We start from the raw sequence: 19,913 nt of genomic DNA, 5'->3' as shown, positions 1-19,913 counted from the left end.
TCCCAGAATGTCCAGATTATACGATCAGCGCGGAAAACTCTGCTGGTTTCCGGCATCGACATTGATGATGTTGCCGGTGGATTTTGCCGAAGCGTCGCTGGCGAGGAAATAGATCGCCTCTGCGATATCTTCCGGCAGAACATTGAGCTTCAGCAACGACCGCTTCCGATAATGCTCTTCCAGCTCCGAAACATCGATCCTGGAGGATGCCGCGCGCTGTTCGCGCCACTCGCCGTCCCAGATCTTGGAACCGCGCAGAACCGCATCGGGATTGACCACATTAACGCGGATACCGGCATCTGCGCCTTCCAGCGCCAGACAGCGCGCCAGATGGATTTCGGCAGCTTTCGCCGTGCAATAGGCAGATGCATTGGGCGATGCGGCAAGACCATTCTTGGAAGCGACAAATACCACATTGCCGCCGATTTTCTGGCGGCGGAACAAGCGGAATGCCTCGCGCGAAACGAGGAAATAGCCGGTCGCCAGAATGTCGATATTGCGATTCCACATGGAGAGTTCGGTGGTTTCCACCGGCGCGGATGATGCAATTCCGGCGTTGGAAACCAGAATATCGATGCCGCCAAGCTCGACACTTGCTTCGATAAAAGCGTTCGCGACGCCCTTTTCGTCGGTCACGTTCAGTTCCACGCTGCGTACCTGATCGGCGCTGAAACGCTTGACGAGATTTTCGTGAGCGGTTTTGAGCGATCCTGCATCAATATCTGCCAGAACCACACACGCGCCCTCGCCTGCCAGCCGTTCCGCCGTGGCAAAGCCAATGCCGCCAGCACCGCCGGTAATGAATGCAATGCGCCCCGCGAGGCTCTTCGGCTTTGGCATACGCTGCAGCTTGGCTTCTTCAAGCAGCCAATATTCGATATCGAAGGCTTCCTGTTCCGGCAGGCCCTGATAATCCGATACGCCGGATGCACCGCGCATCACATTGATCGCGTTGACATAAAACTCACCGGCAATGCGCGCCGTCGCCTTGTCGCGCGCGAAGGACAGCATGCCGATGCCGGGGATAAGGAAAATCACCGGATTGGGGTCGCGCATCTTCGGCGAATTGTTGTGTTTGCAGGACTCATAATAGCGCTTGTAATCGGCGCGATAGGCTTCCAGCGCGCCCTCAAGCCCGGCAACCACCGCGTTGATATCGGGCTTGGCCGGGTCGAAATTAACGACCAGCGGGCGGATTTTGGTGCGCAGGAAATGATCCGGGCAGGACGTGCCCAAGGCTGCCAGCGGGCGCAGTTCCTTTGAGTTCACGAATTCCAGCACGGCATCTTGATCGTCAAAATGACCGAGCTTGCGCTCTTCCTTGCCGATCAACCCGCGAATTTCCGGCATCAGCCGCGCGACAATGGAACGGCGCTCGGAAACTGGGAGGCTTTGTACGACGGCACCACCGAAAGCGGCCTTGCCTGCCGTCTTCCGGTCCAGCCATTCAATGGCCTTGTTGATGATGGCGAGCGTGGTTTCGTAGCAGGTCTTCGCATCATTAGCCCAGGTGAAAAGCCCATGACTTTCAAGGACAACACCCTTAGCGTTAGGATTTGACTTCACGAAGGCTTCAAGGTCGAGACCAAGCTGGAAACCGGGACGACGCCACGGCAGCCAGCCGATCTCATCGCCGAAAATCTCGGCTGTCAGTTCACGGGAATTACTGGATGCGGCGATTGCGATGATCGCATCGGGATGCATGTGGTCCACATGCTTGAAAGCGACAAATCCATGCAGCGGCGTATCAATGGAAGCGGCGCGCGGGTTGAGATTGAAGGTGCAGTGCGGCAGAAAACCGACCATACGGTCCTCGTCCTCGACGCCCTTATAAATGCCTTTCAGCGCATCGAGCTTGTCCTGATAAAGTGTGGCAAAACCATCGAGCTTGATTGTGCCGACATCACCGCCCGAACCCTTGACCCAGAGAACCTGAACCTTTTCGCCGGTCAGCGGATCGGTTTCCTCGACCTTCGCAGATGTGTTGCCGCCGCCGTAATTGGTGATGCGCTTGTCTGACCCGAGCAGATTGGAGCGGTAAAGCAGCTTTTCCGGCTCATCCATCGTTGCCGCCTTGGCGTCGTCCCAGCGATTATTGAGCAGCCGATTGCTGACCACCATTTCATCCTCCCAAGTCTGTTATGCCAAGTCTGTCATGGCCAATCGCCGTGCGTATCTCCATCCCACGCGCAAGCGATCCTGTTGGCGGCAGATATGACGTATGAAAGGAATCTCTGTCAATCACAAACAATCATATTCAATCATTATTGTGATTGTTTGTGATTGACATTCGCTGCATTTATGCCCGATACAAAAAGACAGGAGGAGCCATGCACGAAAGAGAGCGCCACCGCATCATCCTGAGCGCTGTTCAGGAGAAGCCGGTGATCACCATTCAGGATCTGGTGGAGTTGACGGAGGCGTCGGAAGCGACCCTTCGGCGCGATATTGCATCGTTGCATATGCAGGGTCGCATCAAGCGTGTGCGCGGTGGCGCAGAAGCCATCCACCCGCCGCAGTTCGGCAGTCTGACGGGGCGTCCGTTCAGGGTTTCGGAATCCGAAAATGGTGACCGCAAGCGCGCCATCGCCCGCGAAGCTGTGGCGCTTTGTGATGAGGGCGACAGCATCATCATCAATGGCGGCTCCACGACGTTCCAGATGGTGCATTATCTCGCCCCGCGTCGCCTTCAGGTGCTGACCAATTCCTTCGCCATTGCCGAACATCTGTTGCGCCAGTCGAAAAGCACGGTGATCGTGCCCGGCGGCGCGATCTATCGCGACCAGAGCCTGATCCTGTCGCCATTCGATAATGACGTCATCCGCAATTTTTACGGACGGCGCATGTTCATGGGCTGTCAGGGTGTCAGCCCGCTTGGCGTGATGGAATCCGATGCGCTGATCATCCAGAGCGAACAAAAACTGATGGGCCAGGCGGATGAACTCGTTCTGATGGTCGATTCATCGAAATTCACACGCCGATCCAGCCTCATTCTCTGTCCTCTCGACCGGGTCAGCACGCTGATCACCGATGATGGCATTTCCGATGAGGCGCGGCGGATGGTGGAAAATGCGGGTATCCGGCTCATTGTGGCGCAGGTTTCCGCAAATACCGGCAAGGGCGGCGAACAAGGGGATTCTGCCGAGGTTGCCTGAGCCGACTATATTATGACCCCGGCTCTGCCGGGCCATCGTGAAACATATGTCTTTATACTGGGAGGAATGAGACATGAAGCTTTTCAAGAAACTGGCACTCGGTACTGCACTTGCCGTCGCCTTCATGGCTGCCCATGCGCAGGCCGCCGACATGAAGATCGCGCTCGTCGCGAAGTCGCTCGGTAACGGCTTCTTCGAAGCCGCCAACAAGGGCGCGCAGGAAGCGGCGAAGGAACTTGGCGGCGTAGAGGTCATCTATACCGGCCCGACCACCACGACCGCCGAAGGCCAGATCGAAGTCATCAATTCGCTGATTGCGCAGGGGGTGGACGCCATCGCCATTTCGGCAAATGATCCGGATGCGGTCGTCCCTGCCCTGAAAAAAGCCGCGCAGCGCGGCATCAAGGTCATCTCGTGGGATTCCGGTGTCGCACCTGAAGGCCGTATTGTGCACCTCAACCCGTCGTCCAACGAACTGATCGGCAAGATGTGCCTGAAGCTGGCCGCCGACCACCTGCTGGACGGAAAGGGCGATTTCGCAATCCTGTCGGCCACCACCACCTCGACCAACCAGAATATCTGGATTGGCGAGATGAAGAAGCAGCTCAAGGACTTTCCTGGCCTCAATCTGGTCACGACCGTCTATGGCGACGACCTTGCCGACAAGAGTTATCGTGAAGCACAGGGCCTCCTGAAGTCGAATCCGAACGTCAAGGTCATCGTCGCACCGACCACCGTGGGCGTTCTGGCCGCTTCGCAGGCTGTGAAGGATGCAGGCAAGATCGGCGATGTCTATGTGACGGGCCTTGGCCTGCCGTCTGAAATGGCTGGTGCCATCAAATCGGGCGCGACCAAGGAATTCGCCATCTGGAACCCGATCGATCTCGGCTATTCCGCGACCCAGATTGCCTATCACCTCGTCAAGGGGGATACCGATGGCAAGCCGGGTTCCGAAATTGAAGCCGGGCGCATGGGCAAGATCAAGATCGGCGAAAACGGCGAGGCCGCGATGAGCGATCCGTTCGTCTACGATGCGTCGAACATCGACCAGTTCTCCAAGGTCTTCTGATCGGAAAACCGCATCCCGAAAGGTGGAAACCGGTTTTCGGGATGCGTCTTCAAAAACGGCGGCAGGCGATGTGCGTGCCGCCTGTTTCTTCCCGGAACAGTTTGATCGATTTCAGGTATCTGCGATGAATGCAGCCTTTCAATCCAGCGGCCAATCCGGCGGAGAGCCGACGCTCGGCGCCACGGACCAGCCCATTCTGGAAATGCGCGGCATAGCCAAGACATTTCCGGGTGTGCGTGCGCTCGATGATGTGAACATCGCGCTCTATCCGGGCAAGGTGACGGCGCTGATCGGAGAGAATGGCGCTGGCAAATCCACACTCGTAAAAATCCTCACCGGCATCTACCAGCCCGACGAAGGCGAAATCCTCATCGACGGCAAGCCGGTGCATCTGGCGACCGCGCAGGATGCGACCGATCATGGCGTAACGGCCATTCATCAGGAAACCGTGCTCTTCGACGAATTGTCGGTGGGCGAAAACATCTATCTCGGCCATGCGCCGCGCACCCGGTTCGGCTTCGTCAACTGGAAGGCGGTCTATGCGCGCTCGCAGGCTTTGCTGTCGTCGCTGGAAACGACGGTTGACGCCCGCATCAAGCTAAAGGAACTGTCCATTGCGCAGCGCCATCTTGTGGCGATTGCCCGCGCCTTGTCCGTGGATTCGCGCATCGTCATCATGGATGAGCCGACCGCAGCCCTGTCACGCAAGGAAGTGGACGATCTGTTTCGCATCGTGGCGCGCTTGAAGGCGCAGGGAAAGGCCATCCTGTTCATCAGCCACAAGTTCGATGAAGTCTATGAAATCGCCGATAATTATGCGGTTTTCCGCGACGGGCACGCGGTCGGACACGGAGCGCTGGCAGACACGCGGCAGAACGATATCGTCCGCATGATGGTCGGACGCTCCGTCGATCAGGCTTTCCCCAAGCAGGATGTCGCCATCGGCAAGCCGGTGCTGAAGGTCGAAAACTATTCGCATCCGACCGAATTTCGCGACATTTCCTTTGAGCTGCGCAAGGGTGAAATCCTCGGCATTTATGGGCTTGTCGGCGCCGGTCGCTCGGAATTCGCACAATCGCTTTTCGGAATCACCAAGCCTTCCCATGGCCGTGTGACGCTGGAAGATCGCAAAATCAGCATCCGCCGTCCCGGCGATGCGGTGGCGCATGGCATTGTCTATGTGCCGGAAGAGCGCGGACGTCACGGCGCGGTGCTGCAACTGCCGATCTTCCAGAATGTTTCGCTGCCGTCGCTTGCCCGCACCTCGCGCAATGGCTTTCTGCGTATGGCGGAAGAACTGGCGCTGGCGCGCAAATATGCCGAGCGATTCGACCTCCGCGCAGCCGCCCTTTCCGTGCCGGTCGGGACGCTGTCCGGCGGCAACCAGCAGAAGGTTGTCATCGGCAAGTGGCTCGCCACCAATCCGAAGGTCATCATTCTCGACGAACCGACCAAGGGGATTGATATAGGCTCCAAGGCTGCGGTTCACGCCTTCATCAGCGAATTGGCCGCCGAGGGCCTCAGCATCATCATGATCTCGTCGGAACTGCCGGAAATCATCGGCATGTCTGACCGCGTGATGGTCATGCGCGAAGGGCTGATGGAAGGCGTCTTCGAACGCGCCAGCCTTGACGCGGAAGTGCTGGTGCGTGCCGCCACCGGTAACGCCGAGCAGGCTGCGGAGTAGATCATGAAACAATTGCTGAAACAGCGGGAACTCTTGCTCCTCGTCATCATCGCGCTTCTGGTGGGCTTGTTCGCAAGCCGCGCGCCGGGCTTTGCCAGTGCCGGCAATCTGGCTGGCATCTTCAACGACACGTCGATCCTGATCATCATCGCGCTCGGACAAATGGCGGTGATCCTGACCAAGTCCATAGATCTGTCGGTTGCTGCCAATCTCGCTTTTACCGGCATGGCCGTGGCGATGCTGAATGCGACCTATCCTGGCTTGCCCCTGGTGCTATTGATCGTGCTTGCCATCGGTGTCGGTGCGGTTCTTGGTGCAATCAACGGCATTCTGGTCTGGAAGCTCAACATTCCGGCGATTGTCGTTACGCTCGGCACGCTCACCATCTATCGCGGCATGGCTTTTGTGCTGTCCGGCGGCGCTTGGGTCAACGCCCACCAGATGACCGCCCCGTTCCTCAACACACCGCGAACACCTTTTCTCGGCCTGCCGCTGCTCGGCTGGACGGCGATCTTGATCGTCGGGCTGGTCTATGTGCTGCTGACGCGAACCTTCTTCGGGCGCGCCCTTTATGCCTCCGGCGGCAACCCAACCGCCGCCGTCTATACCGGCATTGATGTCGGCCGCACGCGCTTCTTCGCCTTCGTGCTGTCAGGCGCGCTTGCCGGGCTTTGCGGCTATCTCTGGGTGTCGCGCTATGCCGTCGCCTATGTGGATGTGGCCGCCGGGTTCGAACTTGACAGCGTTGCGGCCTGCGTCATTGGCGGCATCTCGACGCTTGGCGGGATAGGTTCTGTCGCCGGTGCGGTTCTTGGCGCCCTGTTCCTCGGCGTCATCAAGAACGCCCTCCCCGTCATCGACATATCGCCCTTCTGGCAAATGGCGATTTCCGGCTCTGTCATCATCTTGGCCGTGATCTTCAATGCAAGGCAGGAAAAGCGGCGCGGACGCATCATCCTGCGCGACAAGGCCGCGAAGACTTATGAGGAGGTTGCGGCATGAATAACGAACAGCGCCGTCACATTCCGGACCGGCTCGGAACGCCATTCTCCCGCATCTTCGCAAGCTGGGAAATGCTTCTGCTTGGTGTCGCGATTGCGATCTTCATCGCCAATTCCTTCGCCTCGCCCTACTTCCTCAATGCGTGGAACCTGTCGGATGCCACGTTCAATTTCACCGAAAAGGCGCTGATCGCCTTTGCGATGACGCTGCTTATCATCTCTGGCGAAATCGACCTTTCGGTCGCAGCCATTATCGCGCTTGCCTCGACGGCCATGGGCGCGGCGGCGCAAGCAGGTGTCGGCACCCCCGGTCTCGTGATGATCGGCATCGGCACCGGCCTTGTCTGCGGCGCAATCAATGGCGGGCTGGTTGCCGGGCTGAAACTGCCGTCCATCGTCGTGACCATCGGCACGATGAGCCTTTTCCGCGGCATTTCCTATATCGTGCTCGGCGATCAGGCCTTTGGCGGCTATCCGGAAAGCTTTGCCTATTTCGGACAGGGCTATGTGTTCTGGGTGATCTCTTTCGAATTTGCGCTGTTCGTCCTGTTTGCCGTGCTGTTCGGGGTACTGCTGCATGCCACCAGTTTCGGACGCCGCATCTATGCCATCGGCAATAATGAATTCGCGGCGCGCTTTTCCGGGATACCGGTTGAGAAAACCAAATTCGTACTTTTCCTGATGACGGGCGTGATGAGCGGCATCGCCGCCGTCTGCCTGACCTCGCGCCTCGGCTCCACGCGCCCTTCCATCGCGCAAGGGTGGGAATTGGAAATCGTCACCATGGTCGTGCTGGGCGGCGTGTCGATCCTTGGCGGATCGGGCACCATTGTCGGCGTGGTGATCGCCGCTTTCGTGATGGGCCTCGTGACCTTCGGGCTTGGCCTTCTCAATGTGCCGGGCATCGTCATGTCGATTTTCATCGGCCTGCTTCTTATCGTCACCATTTCGCTGCCGATCCTCATCCGGCAGTTCAAGGGGAGGCGCGCGGCATGACCAGCGAACGCTATGCATTTCGCATGAAGCTCAATCCGGGCATGGAGGCGGAATATCGCCGCCGCCATGACGAGATATGGCCCGAAATGGTCGAACTTCTACACGAGGCAGGCGTGTCGGATTACGCGATCTATCTCGATGAAGAGAACAATGCGCTATTCGGCGTGCTGACGCGCACAACCACGCATGGCATGACCACCCTGCCTAACCATCCGGTGATGAAGAAATGGTGGGCGCATATGGCGGACATCATGGCAACAAACCCGGACAATTCGCCGGTTTCCGTGGACCTCAAGCCAGTCTTTCATATGCCATGAAGCGCATTGCCATTCTCGATATCGGCAAGACCAATGCCAAGGTCGTGGTGCTCGATGCGGCAAGCGGCGAGGAGATCGTTGCAAACCGCATGTCCAATACGGTACTGCACGATGGCCCCTATCCGCATTATGACATCGAAGCTCTGTGGCGTTTCTTTCTGACAAGTCTCGCGGAATTTGCGCAAGAGCCAGGCTTTGATGCCATCTCGATCACGACGCATGGCGCAGCGGCGGCCCTGGTCGCCAGAAACGGCACGCTGGCAATGCCGGCTCTCGACTATGAACTCGAATATCCAGCCGAGATCCGCGCTTCCTATGCTGACATAAAGCCGGATTTCAAAGATACATTCTCGCCGATCCTGTCGCTCGGCCTCAATCTGGGTGCGCAGCTTCATTATCTGAAGACGACGTTTCCCGATGGTTTTGCGCGCACACATTTCATATTCACTTATCCGCAATATTGGGCCTGGCGTCTTACTGGCGTCGCCGCCACGGAAGTGACGTCACTTGGTTGCCACACCGATCTATGGCTGCCGAAGGATTCCACCCTCTCGCCCCTCGTTGACCGGCTGGATATTCGCGATAAATTCCCGCCGCTTCGCTCCGCCTTCGATGCACTCGGCAACCTGCTTCCGGAAATTGCACAGGAAATCGGCCTGGAAAAACCTGTTCCGGTACATTGCGGGATTCACGATTCCAACGCATCGTTACTCGCACATCTGATGGAACGCAAAGGTCCGTTTTCGGTGGTTTCGACGGGCACATGGGTGGTGAGCTTCGCCGTTGGTGGTAATCTCGACGGGCTGGACCCGGAACGCGATACGCTGGCCAATGTCGATGCCTATGGACGTGCCGTTCCATCCGCCCGTTACATGGGCGGGCGTGAATTCGACATCATGACCGATGAACTGGCCGTCCCCCCGGTCACCGACCTGCACGATATCGTGGCAAGGGTTCTGGCGCAGCACATTATGGCACTGCCGTCAGCCGTGCCCGGTTGCGGCCCCTATCCAAATTCCAATCTTCGCTGGATCAATGCCGATACTGCCAATGATGCGGAGCGCTATGTTGCCGCTTGTATCTATGCGGCGCTGATGACGGAAACCTGCCTTTACCTTTTGGGTGCTGATGGGCCAGTTATCATCGAAGGGCCGTTTGCCGGAAATCCAGTCTATCTTGAAGCGCTGGCAAATTTTACGGGACGTGATGTCGAAGCCGTATCAGGATCAACTGGCACGTCGCTTGGTGCCGGATTGCTGGCGGGGGCAGCCGTGCCGGAAAAACATGGACGGATTTTCAGGCCGGGCAACGAAGCCTATACCGCCTACCGAAAGCAATGGATTAAGAATACATTGTAAATTAATGAAATAATATCAAATAAGCCCGGAAGATGCGAACGCTTTTCGGGCTTATTCTATTCAGCTTAGTGCCTTCTGCCGCGTCTCCACATCGATGAAGAAGGCGATAACACCGGCCAGCGCCAGAAGTCCCGCAAATAACGCCACTGCAACATAAAAGCTCTGGCTGATGACGAGCGCCAGCGCGGAGGGCGCAAGCAGGCCGCCGAGGCGGGCCATGGCGCCTGCCGCTCCCATGCCGCTTGCGCGAAGCGCTGTCGGATAGAGCTCCGGCGTGAAAGCGTAGAGCGCGCCCCATGTGCCAAGCAAAGCAAAGCTCATGATGAGAATGGATGCACCGACGACGGCAGAGCTGTCGGCCACCGTAAAGAGAGCGCAGGCGGCGGCACTGATAAACAGGAAGGTGATAAGAGTTTTCTTGCGTCCCCATGCCTCAACGCCATAGGCAGCAAGCGCATAGCCCGGCAATTGGGCCAGTGCGACCACGACAAGGAACCCATAGCCGCGGACGAAACCGAAACCGTCACCCGCAAGCTTTGCCGGAATCCAGGTGAAAATGCCGTAATAGGACACTGAAACGAGGAACCAGATTGCGAGCGTCGTCAGCGTGCGCTGGCGCAGATTTGGAGACAGAAGCTTTTCGTCTGTCACCATAAGGGGGGCTTCAAGCCGGGCCTTCGGCGGCAGTTCCGGTTTGCCGTTACGGCGAAGCACGCGGTTCATGACCGATTTCGCTTCTTCCGGGCGTCCCGACTTCAATAGATGCATCGGTGATTCCGGCACCCAGAGGCGCAACCAGATGCCGATAAGAGCCGGTGCTGCTGTGACAATGAAGATATAGCGCCACGCATCCTCTACGCCAGCTAGGCTCGTGGCCCATGCAGCAAGTGCGATGATAACGGTGCCGACGGCCCAGAAGCCTTCGAGCATGACCAGCCAGCGGCCACGATTTTTGGCGGGAAGGAATTCGGCCATCATCGCATAGTCGACCGGAAGAGTTCCGCCGACAGCCACACCCGTCATGAAACGCAGGGCGAGCAAAATGCCGAAACTTGGCGCAAATGCCGAAAGCAGTCCGAATATCGCATCGCAGGCGACAGTGATGAGAAGCACGCGACGGCGACCATATTTATCGGCCAGTCGTCCGAATACGGCTGCACCGATCAGCATGCCAAGGAAGAACAGTGTTCCGGTTTGCAATGCCTGTGGAATAGTCAGCCCAAATGTCTTTGCAATGGCAGCGCCGGTAAAGCCAACGGCCAGCACCTGCATGGCATCGGCGGCCCAGACAAGACCGAACACACCCAAAAGACCGCGTTGAAATGCGCCCGTACCTGCCTGATCGAGCGTCTGTTCGATGGTAACTTTCATGCCGCGATGTGTCCCCTGCTACCGGCTGAGTATATGCTGCCTTTTACAGCGCCGACGATGGGCTGCTGTCAATCGCCCTTTTCGGATATTGCCCGATCTTTTGCCTGCAAATATTCCCAGAAGCTCTCGGCATGTACCGGAAGTGCCGCATCATGACGATAGATGCGGATCTCGACGGTGAAGTCCCAATAGGGATCAGTTGAGGCTGGCACAAGTTCGCCCCGCTGCAATTCGTCATAGATGAGGCTTTCGGGTAGCCAGGCCATGCCCCAGCCCGCAAGAGCCATGGCCTTGAGACCAATCGACATGGTGTTTTCGTGAACCACATGGCGCTTGAACGCGGTGCCGGATGCAAATTTCTGGGATAAGGCCGCGCCGAAAAAGGAAAAGTCGCCATAGCTCAAATATGGCACTGGTTCCCCGCTGGCAATCGCGTGATCGAGAATCGGTCCTGTCGATGAAGGGCGCGAGACTGGCATCAAGCGCTCGGTGCCGAGCACAATATATGGAAACTGCGTCCGGTCGATGAGGATTGGCACCGAGTTATGTGCATAGGTCAGGAAGAAATGTACTTCGCCTTCCGTCAGCGTCGCGATATTGTCCTCGAAGCCACCCCGATCCGGGCTGAGCAAGGACCGGATGCCGCCGATGTCATCATCGATCTGTTTCAGCCAGTGCGGAAAGAATGTGACGGTTAGTGTATGCAACGCAGAAAATGTGAGGACCGGGTTTTGAACCTCGCGGCTTGGCTGCAGCGCCTTGCGCGTAGTGTAGAACTGGCGAACGGTATCCTGTGCGACAGGTAAAAAGGTTCGTCCCTCACGGGTCAGCTCAGCGGGAAAGGTGGCGCGATTGACCAGCGTCACACCTAGCCAGAGCTCAAGCTGCTTGATGCGGCGGGAAAACGCGGATTGCGTTACGTGACGGGTGTCGGCCGCGCGTGAGAAACTCGACGTTGCCGCCAGCGCGATGAAGTCTTCCAGCCATTTCAGTTCCATTGGGGTAGGCCTTTCTTGCAAAGGGCAATAGGGCAGTATGTCTGGAGCGGCCCAAACGCGACCTTTTCCTACTGCCTTACTGCCCTACTCACTTACTGCCCTAGCTCTTATGCAATTTTTGCATAGTGATTGCAAAACATAGCATTGGCAGCTCCAAAGGTTTTTTCTTACCGTCCGGCCCAATCAACCACACAGATGTCCGAGGACGTGTTTTGGCCAGGGTAATTTATTTGAACGGCGCCTTCGTCGCTGAGAGCGAAGCGAAGGTGTCGGTGTTCGATCGCGGTTTTCTTTTTGGTGACGGAATTTACGAAGTCAGCGCTGTCATTGATGGCCGCCTTGTCGATAACGAGCTTCACCTCGCCCGTCTGGAGCGTTCCGTCAAGGAACTCGGAATTCCTCTGCCTGCTTCGCTCGAAGTCATTCGCGCGGCACAGATCGAGCTGATGAAACGCAACGAACTGCATGAAGGCGTCGTCTATATGCAGGTGACGCGCGGCGAAGCAGAGCGTGATTTCGTCTATGCCGACGGCATCAAGCCGAATTTCGTCATGTTCACGCAGGCCAAGAACCTCGCCAACTCGCCATCGGTCCAGAATGGCGTGCGCGTGGATGTTGCGCCCGACACGCGCTGGGCGCGTCGCGACATCAAGACCGTCATGCTTCTGGCGCAGGTGCTGGCGAAGAAGCAAGCCAAGAGCAAGGGCTACCATGAAGTCTGGCTGGTCGAAGACGGTTTCGTCACCGAGGGCGGCTCATCGACAGCATTCATCATCACCAACGACAATGTGCTGGTAACGCGGCCCAATTCGCACGCCATCCTGCCCGGCTGCACGCGCCGCGCCGTCATCAAGATCGCGGAAGAACAGAACCTTCGCATCGAGGAGCGCCTGTTCACGGTCGATGAGGCGAAGGCCGCCAAGGAAGCATTTCTCACGAGCGCATCGAGCTTCGTGACGCCGATCATCGGCATTCAGGATCACACGATCTCCGACGGCAAACCGGGGCCAATCACCCGCCGCCTGCAGGAGATTTACATGGATATGGCTCGCACGGGAGCGGAGCCGGTACTTCAACCTTAACCTCAAGAAAAGAAAGCAAGAGGGGACAATGACAATAAAAAGACTACTGAAACAAACGGCTTATGGGGCACTTTTCGCCAGCGCGGCAGCGCTGGCAGGTGCGGGAGCCGCATCGGCAGCGACCGAAGGCTATGGCGATTGCCCACTGACCGGCGAAAAAGGCTCGGCCAAGATCAATCCGGCGGTTGAAGGCCAGTTTACCGTCATCATCAATCTGCCAGCGCTCGGACAGTTCAACGGCGATACGCCGGACAGCATCAAGGACGGCTATGAATTCTGCATGGCGGTCAACATTGCGCATCGTCTCGGCCTTGACAAGGTAAAGCTCGTCAACGCCTCGTTCGATTCCATCGTTGCCGGTCAGAACAGAGATTACGACATCGCGCTTGCGCTAATCTCGGTCACCGAGCCGCGCAAGAAGGTCGTGGATTTCTCCGTTCCTTACATGAATTCCGATTACGGTGTCGCTGCACGTGCCGACAAGCCGGTTACCGAAGCCGACATGAAGACCGGAAAAATCGGAACTCAGGCCGGTACGACGCTGGTTCCTTTCGCACAGGATACGCTGAAGGTCGCAAGCCTCGACGTGTTCGACGATACGGCTTCCATGTTCACCGCTCTTGCCGCTGGCAAGGTTGATGCCGTGATGACCGACCTCACGATCATTCTCGGACAGGTGCAGAACTCCAACGGAAAGCTTGCGGTTGTCGGCAAGTATGAGTCCGGCGGCCAGACGGCGGGCATTTACCCGAAGGGTTCGGAAAACAAGAAGGTCATCGACCAGCTTATCGAGGACATGAACAAGGATGGCACGCTGAAGAAGCTTGAAGCTGCCTATCTGCTTCCGTCCTGGGGAATGTCGCCTTCCGACGTTCCGCTCTGGAAGCCATGATCTGACGGTTTTCGGGTCGCAATCGCGATGCCGGTTGCGACCCGGATTGACCGGCATTCAGAACCCGATTTTTGCGGCTGGCGTTCCCGATCGTCGGGACCGTTTCCCCATCTGTTTCAGTGAGAATAAACCATGTCTTATCCGGCACCGGATGCAAGCGCGGAACGCGCGCGGCAATGGCGTGTCCGAAACAAGGTTCGCACCCACGGCGGTCGTTCCCTGTTCGCTTTTGTCTTTTCCTTCCTTACCCTTCTGGCCTCGGGCCAGACGGTCTATAGCGTTTCGAGCTATACGATCTCGCAGGGCTGGCCTGAATTGCCCGTTGTGGCAGTCGGCATAGTGCTGCTGCTGGCACCGCTTGCTGTCCTCTGGTTTGCCTGGCGCGCTGTGCAGATTTCGGGCGAAGCCGGAAAGAGCGCCGATATCTACCGTGGGCGCGAGCTCGGCGCACAGGCGTCCGATCTTTCCTGGCAGGTGATTTCCTATGCTGTGGCCGTTCTCATCATCTGCGCCGGCGCATGGTTCATGATCGTCAATGACGCAGCCGTCAGCCGAACCTTCTTCGATGTCAGCCTGATCGTTAAATCGGCAGGTACGGTGCTGAAGGCCTTCGGCACGAACATTATCATTTTCTTCGTCTCGGCCATCCTTATCCTCGTCTGGGCGCTCGTCGTCGCCATTGCGCGCACCCTGCCGGGCAAGGCAGGCAAGCCTATCCGCGTGCTTGCAACCTTCTACAGCGACCTGTTTCGCGGGCTTCCGGCGATCATCACGATTTATCTTATCGGTTTCGGCCTGCCGCTGACCGGCCTGCCGATCGTAAAGGATCTGTCCTCAAACGCCTATGCGATCATTGCGCTGACGCTGACCTACGGCGCCTATACGTCCGAGGTCTATCGCGCAGGCATTGAAAGCGTGCATCCAAGCCAAATCGCAGCCGCGCGTTCGCTCGGCCTCTCCTATGTGCGCACCATGCGTTATGTCGTCGTGCCGCTCGCCGTGCGCGGCATCATTCCGCCGCTGATGAACAATTGCATCAGCCTGCAGAAAGACACTGCACTGGTTGCCATCATCGGCACCATCGACGCCTTCAACCAGTCGAAGATCATCGCCGCGAACTACTTCAACCTGTCGGCTGTCACCACTGTCGCCATCCTGTTCATCGTCATCACCATTCCGCAGGCCCGCTTCGTAGACCGCCTGATCGAACGTGATCGCAGAAAAATGCGCTCGAGCATGTAAGGGGGACGGGATAATGGCACTCGTAGAAATCGACAAAGCAATCAAGCGTTACGGCTCACTGGAGGTTCTGTCCGGCATTAGCCTGGACATCGAGGAACATCAGGTCGTATGCCTGATAGGACCTTCCGGCTGCGGCAAGTCCACGCTTTTGCGTTGCATCAACCGGCTCGAAACCATCGATGAAGGCGAAATCCGTCTGCACGGCGACCGCGTGACCGGACCGGGCGTGGACCTCGACATTTTGCGTCGCGAGATCGGCATCGTGTTCCAGGGATATAATCTGTTTCCGCACATGACGGTTATGGAGAATGTGACGCTAGGGCCGACAAAAGTGCTGGGCATGCCGGTGAAGGAAGCCGAGGAAAAGGGTCTGGCGCTGCTCGCACGCATTGGCCTCGACCACAAGGCGAAGGAATATCCAGACAGGCTTTCAGGCGGCCAGCAGCAGCGTGTGGCCATTGTGCGCGCGCTCCTGATGGACCCGACGCTGCTGCTGCTCGATGAAATCACCTCGGCGCTCGATCCCGAACTGGTGTCGGAAGTGCTCGACATCGTGCGCGATCTTGCCAAAAAGGGCATGACCATGGTTCTTGCCACGCATGAAATGGGTTTTGCCCGCGAGGTTGCGGACAAGGTCTGTTTCCTGCAAAACGGCAAGGTCTATGAAGAAGGCCCGCCATCGCAGATTTTCGGCAACCCGCAGGGCGAGCGCACGCAGGCTTTCCTCAAACGCATTATCGAGGCCGGACGTCTCTGACGCCCTGCCTCTTCAACATCTGACGGAAAATGACCATGACAGGCAAGGCACGCGACTACGGCATTATCTGCGGTATCATGCAGCCGGGCGAAAACAACGCCATAACCGATGTGCCGGGCGTGCGCGTGGGGCACCGCACCTTGCGCAGCGGCGATATCAATACCGGCGTGACGGCAATCATCCCGCATGACGGCAACCTTTATCGCCGCAAGGTGCTAGCCGCCTGCGATGTCATCAACGGTTTCGGCAAGAGCACTGGCCTCGTGCAGGTTGAAGAGCTGGGCACGCTGGAAACGCCGATCCTGCTCACCAATACATTCGGCGTCGGAACCTGCGCCAATGCGTTGATCCGCGAGGCGATTGCGGGCAATCCCGATATCGGGCGCACCACGGCAACTGTCAATCCGGTCGTTCTTGAATGCAATGACGGCCCGCTCAGCGACATTCAGGCAATGGCCGTCACGGAACCAGACGCACAGGAAGCGTTGAAGCTCGCCGGAACTGCTGTGGCTGAAGGCAATGTCGGTGCCGGAACCGGCATGAGCTGCTTCGGCTTCAAAGGCGGCATCGGCACATCCTCGCGCCGGTTCGAACTCGACGGCAAGCTCCATCACCTCGGCGTACTGGCGCTGACCAATTTCGGTCGGGCCGGTGATCTGGTTCTTCCCGATGGACGCAGGCCATCACCGAAAGCGGACGATCAGCCCGAAAAAGGCTCGGTCATTCTGGTGCTCGCAACCGACGTTCCGATGGAACATCGGCAATTGAAGCGCGTGACCCGTCGCTGCGGGGCGGGACTGGCGCGTCTTGGTGCATTCTGGGGTCACGGCAGCGGCGATATTGCCATCGGCTTTTCAACGGCCGTGACATTCGATCATGATGAAACGCGTGATGTGGTCGAGATCGCGGTGCTCAACGAAAACTGCATCGACACACTGTTTCGCGCGGCGGCGGAAGCCACGCAGGAAGCCGTTCTCAACTCCATGTGTATGGCTGAGCCCATGCGCGGTCGTGCCGCAAACCGCCGCTCGCTTGCCGACTGGCTGGAAAGCCAGGGGGACTAGACACGCGAACGCCCGTCAGGCTTCATACAAATCCTGATATTTTCTGTGCATTGCCACATTTGACTTCGATCATTCGCTGATGACCGATGATGAAGAATGGCATTATGCCCCCAACCGCGACTCGGCGCGACCCATGGCATGCTCCCACGACTTTGGGCTGCTTAGGCACAACCGTTGCAGGTATAAGGGGCGCTTCGTTTTCGGGGCGATCAAATGCCGACCTGATGACAGCACCGAAATTTCAGGACCAATTTTTTGACGAGATCGCTTGTTCGCCTGACTGTACTGGGAAGTTTCCTGCCGTTGCTGGCGGCATGCGTCACTGTTGGTCCTGACTATCAGAAGCCAAATGTGCTGACCCCCGCCGGTTGGAATAGCAAGGCTGACAGGCGGGCGCCGCAACTTGGCGACTGGTGGAAGAACCTGAAAGACCCGGTTCTCGACCAACTGATCGCGGATGGAATTGCAGGTAGCCCGGATGTAGCGGCCGCGAAGGCAAAGGTGCGGCAGGCACGTGCCAATTACACGTCGGCTGGTGGTGCACTTTATCCGCAGCTCGACGGCAGCGGCAGCTATTCACGGTCCGACAGCGGTAGCACCCTCGCCTCCAATCAGTCGAGTATGGGTTTCAAAACCCAATGGGAGCTGGATCTTTTCGGGGGCAACAAACGCGGTGTGGAAGCGGCTTATTACAATGTCGAATCCGCAAACGAACAATTGCGGGCAGCGCTCGTCACGCTGATCGGTGATATTGCCACCAATTATGCGAATTTGCGCGGGGCGCAGGCTGATATCGCCATTGCCCAGCGCAATGCTGCATCGCAGCGGCAGACAGTAGCACTGACGCGCAGCCAGCTTGAGGCCGGACAGATTTCGCAGGTCGATCTTCTGAACGCCGAGACACAAGCCGCGACGACTGAATCGCAGGTTCCGGGATTACGGATCAGATACGCGCAATATCTCAACCAGTTGTCGGTGTTGACTGGCCGGTCTTCGTCGGCGCTGGCGAGCGTTCTGGACAAGTCGCGTCCGATCCCATCAATCCCGCGCAAGGCCTCCGCCGGTCTGCCTGCCGATCTGTTATTGAGCCGTCCGGACGTTCGCGCAGCAGAACGGGATTATGCAAGCTCCAATGCCAGTGTCGGCCAGAAGCAGGCCCTGCTCTATCCGAGTATTTCGCTCACAGGAAACATCAACACAGGCGGCGCCAATTTCGGGGATATTGGTAAGCTGTCGACAATCAGTTGGGCTTTCGGTCCCAGCCTGAGCGTACCCATCTTCCATGGCGGTCAGTTGAATGCTGATGTGGAAGCTGCGCGAGCCGCGCGCGATCAGACTTTCATCGCCTATCGCAAGACCATCCTGACGGCGCTCAGCGAAGTTGAAAATGCCAGCGTATCGCTCAATCAGAACCGTCTGCGCACTGGCCAGCTTCAGAAAATCGTCAGCAACAGCCGCAAGATCAACGAGCTGACGCTGGAACAGTACAGAGCCGGCACGAAGAGCTTTGTCGATGTGCTGACGGCACAACGCGATCTTCTCAGTGCGGAAACCAATCTCAGTCAGGCCCGGACCGATCTTGTCCTGAATTACGTCGCCCTGCAGAAAGCATTGGGCGGCGGCTGGAACGGCCTCATCGATGTTGCAAAACCTGAAGTCGTCGACGGCTACACAGGACCACGCATCATCAAGACGACGCCCATTCCTCCACTGACAACCGATAAGAGGCCGTTATGAAACCCAAGTCGAAACGTCGTTTTCGCTGGCGCCTGTGGCTGGCCGTTCTTATTGCACTGTTGATCGTGGGCTATTTCGTCGTCCGCTCCCTGACCAAAGAAGAGGCCTTGCCCGCTACGACCATTATCAAGCGCGGCGAGATCGAGAGTTCGGTTCTTGCCACCGGCACCTTGCGCCCCAAAAATCTGGTCGCCATCGGCGCGCAGGCAACCGGCCGCATCCTCTCACTCAAAGTAAAGCCTGGCCAGCAGATCAAAGCTGGTGACGTCGTTGCGCTGATTGACTCGACCAACCAGCAGAATGAGCTCAACAAGGCTCAGGCATCGCTTCGCCAGAACGAAGCCACCCGTGCCCAGAATCTTGCCGATCTGGAGTTGGCCAGACAGGATCTGGCCCGAAACCAGATGATGATCGGCAAGAACGCCGTTGCACGTGCGGATTACGACAAGGCGGTCAGCACCGTGAAGTCGAAGGAGGCGCAAGTCGCCAATAGCGAAGCGGCAATCGCAGCCGCAGAAGTCGACGTTCAGATCGCCGAAACCAACCTCGCCTATACCCGCATCACCGCACCTATCGATGGCACCATCCTTGCAACGGTCGTTCAGGAAGGCCAGACGGTCAACGCCCAGCAAAGTGCGCCGACAATCGCCATTCTCGGTCAGCTCGACACGATGACCGTCGAGGCGGATATTTCGGAAGCAGACATCACTCAGGTTCGTGAGGGAATGCCGCTTTATTTCACCATATCGGGACAGAATTTGAAGCGTTACGACGCGAAGCTGGAAAAGATCGAACCGGCGCCGGATTCCATCGTCAACGACAAGAGCTTTACGACTACGGCAGTGAGTTCTTCCAGCACGGCAACCGCTTCCGCCATTTATTACAAGGGTATTTTCAGCGTTCCCAATCCGGATGGACTGCTCAGAACCTACATGACAACCGAGGTTCACATTCTGCTTGCGAAGGCGATGAACGCATTGATCGCGCCTGTAACGGCCCTCAAAGACACGAACGAACCCGGCAAGGCTACGGTGCGCGTGGTGACTGGCGCCAACAAGATCGAAGAACGGACAGTCGAAACCGGCATTACTGACAAGATCAACACCGAAATCCGTTCAGGACTGAACGAGGGGGATAAGGTCGTGACCGATAATCAGGTCACCTCTCAAGCCCCTGCCGGTATCTGA

Annotated in this window: 17 protein-coding genes; 14 read left to right on the top strand and 3 right to left on the bottom strand. The window is 57.7% G+C overall.

Features of this window, described 5'->3' with window-relative positions; all coding sequences use genetic code 11:
• Nucleotides 1-24: 24 nt before the first annotated feature.
• Entirely contained in the window at nucleotides 25-2,121 is a 2,097-nt protein-coding gene (locus ACYSN1_RS08995) for a bifunctional rhamnulose-1-phosphate aldolase/short-chain dehydrogenase (RefSeq protein ID WP_461725361.1), read from the bottom strand.
• Between the two features lie 209 nt (nucleotides 2,122-2,330).
• Here ACYSN1_RS08995 and ACYSN1_RS08990 point away from each other — a divergent pair, with 209 nt between their 5' ends.
• The 7 genes from ACYSN1_RS08990 (at nucleotide 2,331) to ACYSN1_RS08960 (ending at nucleotide 9,583) form a co-directional block, all read left to right on the top strand.
• On the top strand, nucleotides 2,331-3,155 hold the full coding sequence (locus tag ACYSN1_RS08990; protein ID WP_461725360.1) for a DeoR/GlpR family DNA-binding transcription regulator: 825 nt from the start codon (nucleotides 2,331-2,333) through the stop codon (nucleotides 3,153-3,155).
• A 73-nt stretch (nucleotides 3,156-3,228) separates the two neighbouring features.
• Nucleotides 3,229-4,224: a rhamnose ABC transporter substrate-binding protein gene (rhaS, locus tag ACYSN1_RS08985; protein WP_461725359.1), complete on the top strand. Its 996-nt coding sequence runs from the start codon at nucleotides 3,229-3,231 to the stop codon at nucleotides 4,222-4,224.
• Between the two features lie 124 nt (nucleotides 4,225-4,348).
• On the top strand, nucleotides 4,349-5,911 hold the full coding sequence (locus tag ACYSN1_RS08980; protein ID WP_461725358.1) for a sugar ABC transporter ATP-binding protein: 1,563 nt from the start codon (nucleotides 4,349-4,351) through the stop codon (nucleotides 5,909-5,911).
• 3 nt (nucleotides 5,912-5,914) lie between these two features.
• Nucleotides 5,915-6,913 (top strand): ABC transporter permease, encoded by a 999-nt coding sequence (locus ACYSN1_RS08975; protein ID WP_461725357.1) that lies wholly within the window; start codon nucleotides 5,915-5,917, stop codon nucleotides 6,911-6,913.
• Nucleotides 6,910-7,908, top strand: a complete 999-nt coding sequence (locus ACYSN1_RS08970) for an ABC transporter permease (RefSeq protein WP_461725356.1) — start codon at nucleotides 6,910-6,912, stop codon at nucleotides 7,906-7,908. Before ACYSN1_RS08975 ends, ACYSN1_RS08970 begins: the two co-directional genes overlap by 4 nt.
• Complete coding sequence (gene rhaM, locus ACYSN1_RS08965) at nucleotides 7,905-8,225, top strand: L-rhamnose mutarotase (protein WP_461725355.1); 321 nt, start codon at nucleotides 7,905-7,907, stop codon at nucleotides 8,223-8,225. The genes ACYSN1_RS08970 and rhaM overlap by 4 nt, the downstream gene beginning before the upstream one ends.
• Complete coding sequence (locus ACYSN1_RS08960) at nucleotides 8,222-9,583, top strand: FGGY-family carbohydrate kinase (RefSeq protein WP_461725354.1); 1,362 nt, start codon at nucleotides 8,222-8,224, stop codon at nucleotides 9,581-9,583. Before rhaM ends, ACYSN1_RS08960 begins: the two co-directional genes overlap by 4 nt.
• Nucleotides 9,584-9,643: 60 nt before the next feature.
• Here ACYSN1_RS08960 and ACYSN1_RS08955 read toward each other — a convergent pair whose 3' ends face one another.
• Nucleotides 9,644-10,954, bottom strand: coding sequence for an MFS transporter (locus ACYSN1_RS08955; RefSeq protein WP_461725353.1), 1,311 nt, complete (start codon nucleotides 10,952-10,954; stop codon nucleotides 9,644-9,646).
• A gap of 68 nt (nucleotides 10,955-11,022) precedes the next feature.
• Nucleotides 11,023-11,952 (bottom strand): LysR family transcriptional regulator, encoded by a 930-nt coding sequence (locus ACYSN1_RS08950; RefSeq protein WP_461725352.1) that lies wholly within the window; start codon nucleotides 11,950-11,952, stop codon nucleotides 11,023-11,025.
• Nucleotides 11,953-12,164: 212 nt separating this feature from the next.
• On the opposite strand from ACYSN1_RS08950, the gene ACYSN1_RS08945 reads away from it, so the two are divergent.
• From ACYSN1_RS08945 to ACYSN1_RS08915, 7 genes are all read left to right on the top strand, one after another.
• Entirely contained in the window at nucleotides 12,165-13,034 is an 870-nt protein-coding gene (locus tag ACYSN1_RS08945; RefSeq protein ID WP_461725351.1) for a D-amino-acid transaminase, read from the top strand.
• 28 nt (nucleotides 13,035-13,062) lie between these two features.
• A complete protein-coding gene (locus ACYSN1_RS08940) occupies nucleotides 13,063-13,926 on the top strand; it encodes an ABC transporter substrate-binding protein (RefSeq protein WP_461725350.1) in 864 nt (287 codons plus the stop codon).
• A gap of 132 nt (nucleotides 13,927-14,058) precedes the next feature.
• On the top strand, nucleotides 14,059-15,168 hold the full coding sequence (locus ACYSN1_RS08935; protein WP_461725349.1) for an amino acid ABC transporter permease: 1,110 nt from the start codon (nucleotides 14,059-14,061) through the stop codon (nucleotides 15,166-15,168).
• 13 nt (nucleotides 15,169-15,181) lie between these two features.
• The gene (locus ACYSN1_RS08930) at nucleotides 15,182-15,925 is read left to right on the top strand and encodes an amino acid ABC transporter ATP-binding protein (protein ID WP_061345302.1); all 744 of its coding nucleotides are present in this window, start codon (nucleotides 15,182-15,184) and stop codon (nucleotides 15,923-15,925) included.
• A 35-nt stretch (nucleotides 15,926-15,960) separates the two neighbouring features.
• Nucleotides 15,961-16,989 carry a DmpA family aminopeptidase gene (locus ACYSN1_RS08925; protein ID WP_461725348.1) on the top strand — a complete coding sequence of 343 codons (1,029 nt, stop codon included), beginning with the start codon at nucleotides 15,961-15,963 and terminating at the stop codon, nucleotides 16,987-16,989.
• A 255-nt stretch (nucleotides 16,990-17,244) separates the two neighbouring features.
• Nucleotides 17,245-18,726, top strand: a complete 1,482-nt coding sequence (locus ACYSN1_RS08920; protein ID WP_461725347.1) for an efflux transporter outer membrane subunit — start codon at nucleotides 17,245-17,247, stop codon at nucleotides 18,724-18,726.
• Complete coding sequence (locus ACYSN1_RS08915; protein WP_461725346.1) at nucleotides 18,723-19,913, top strand: efflux RND transporter periplasmic adaptor subunit; 1,191 nt, start codon at nucleotides 18,723-18,725, stop codon at nucleotides 19,911-19,913. The genes ACYSN1_RS08920 and ACYSN1_RS08915 overlap by 4 nt, the downstream gene beginning before the upstream one ends.

It is taken from the genome of Brucella sp. LJL56 (assembly GCF_054871705.1).
Note: the sequence above shows the minus strand (reverse complement) of the source record. Positions and strands in the feature narration are given on the sequence as shown.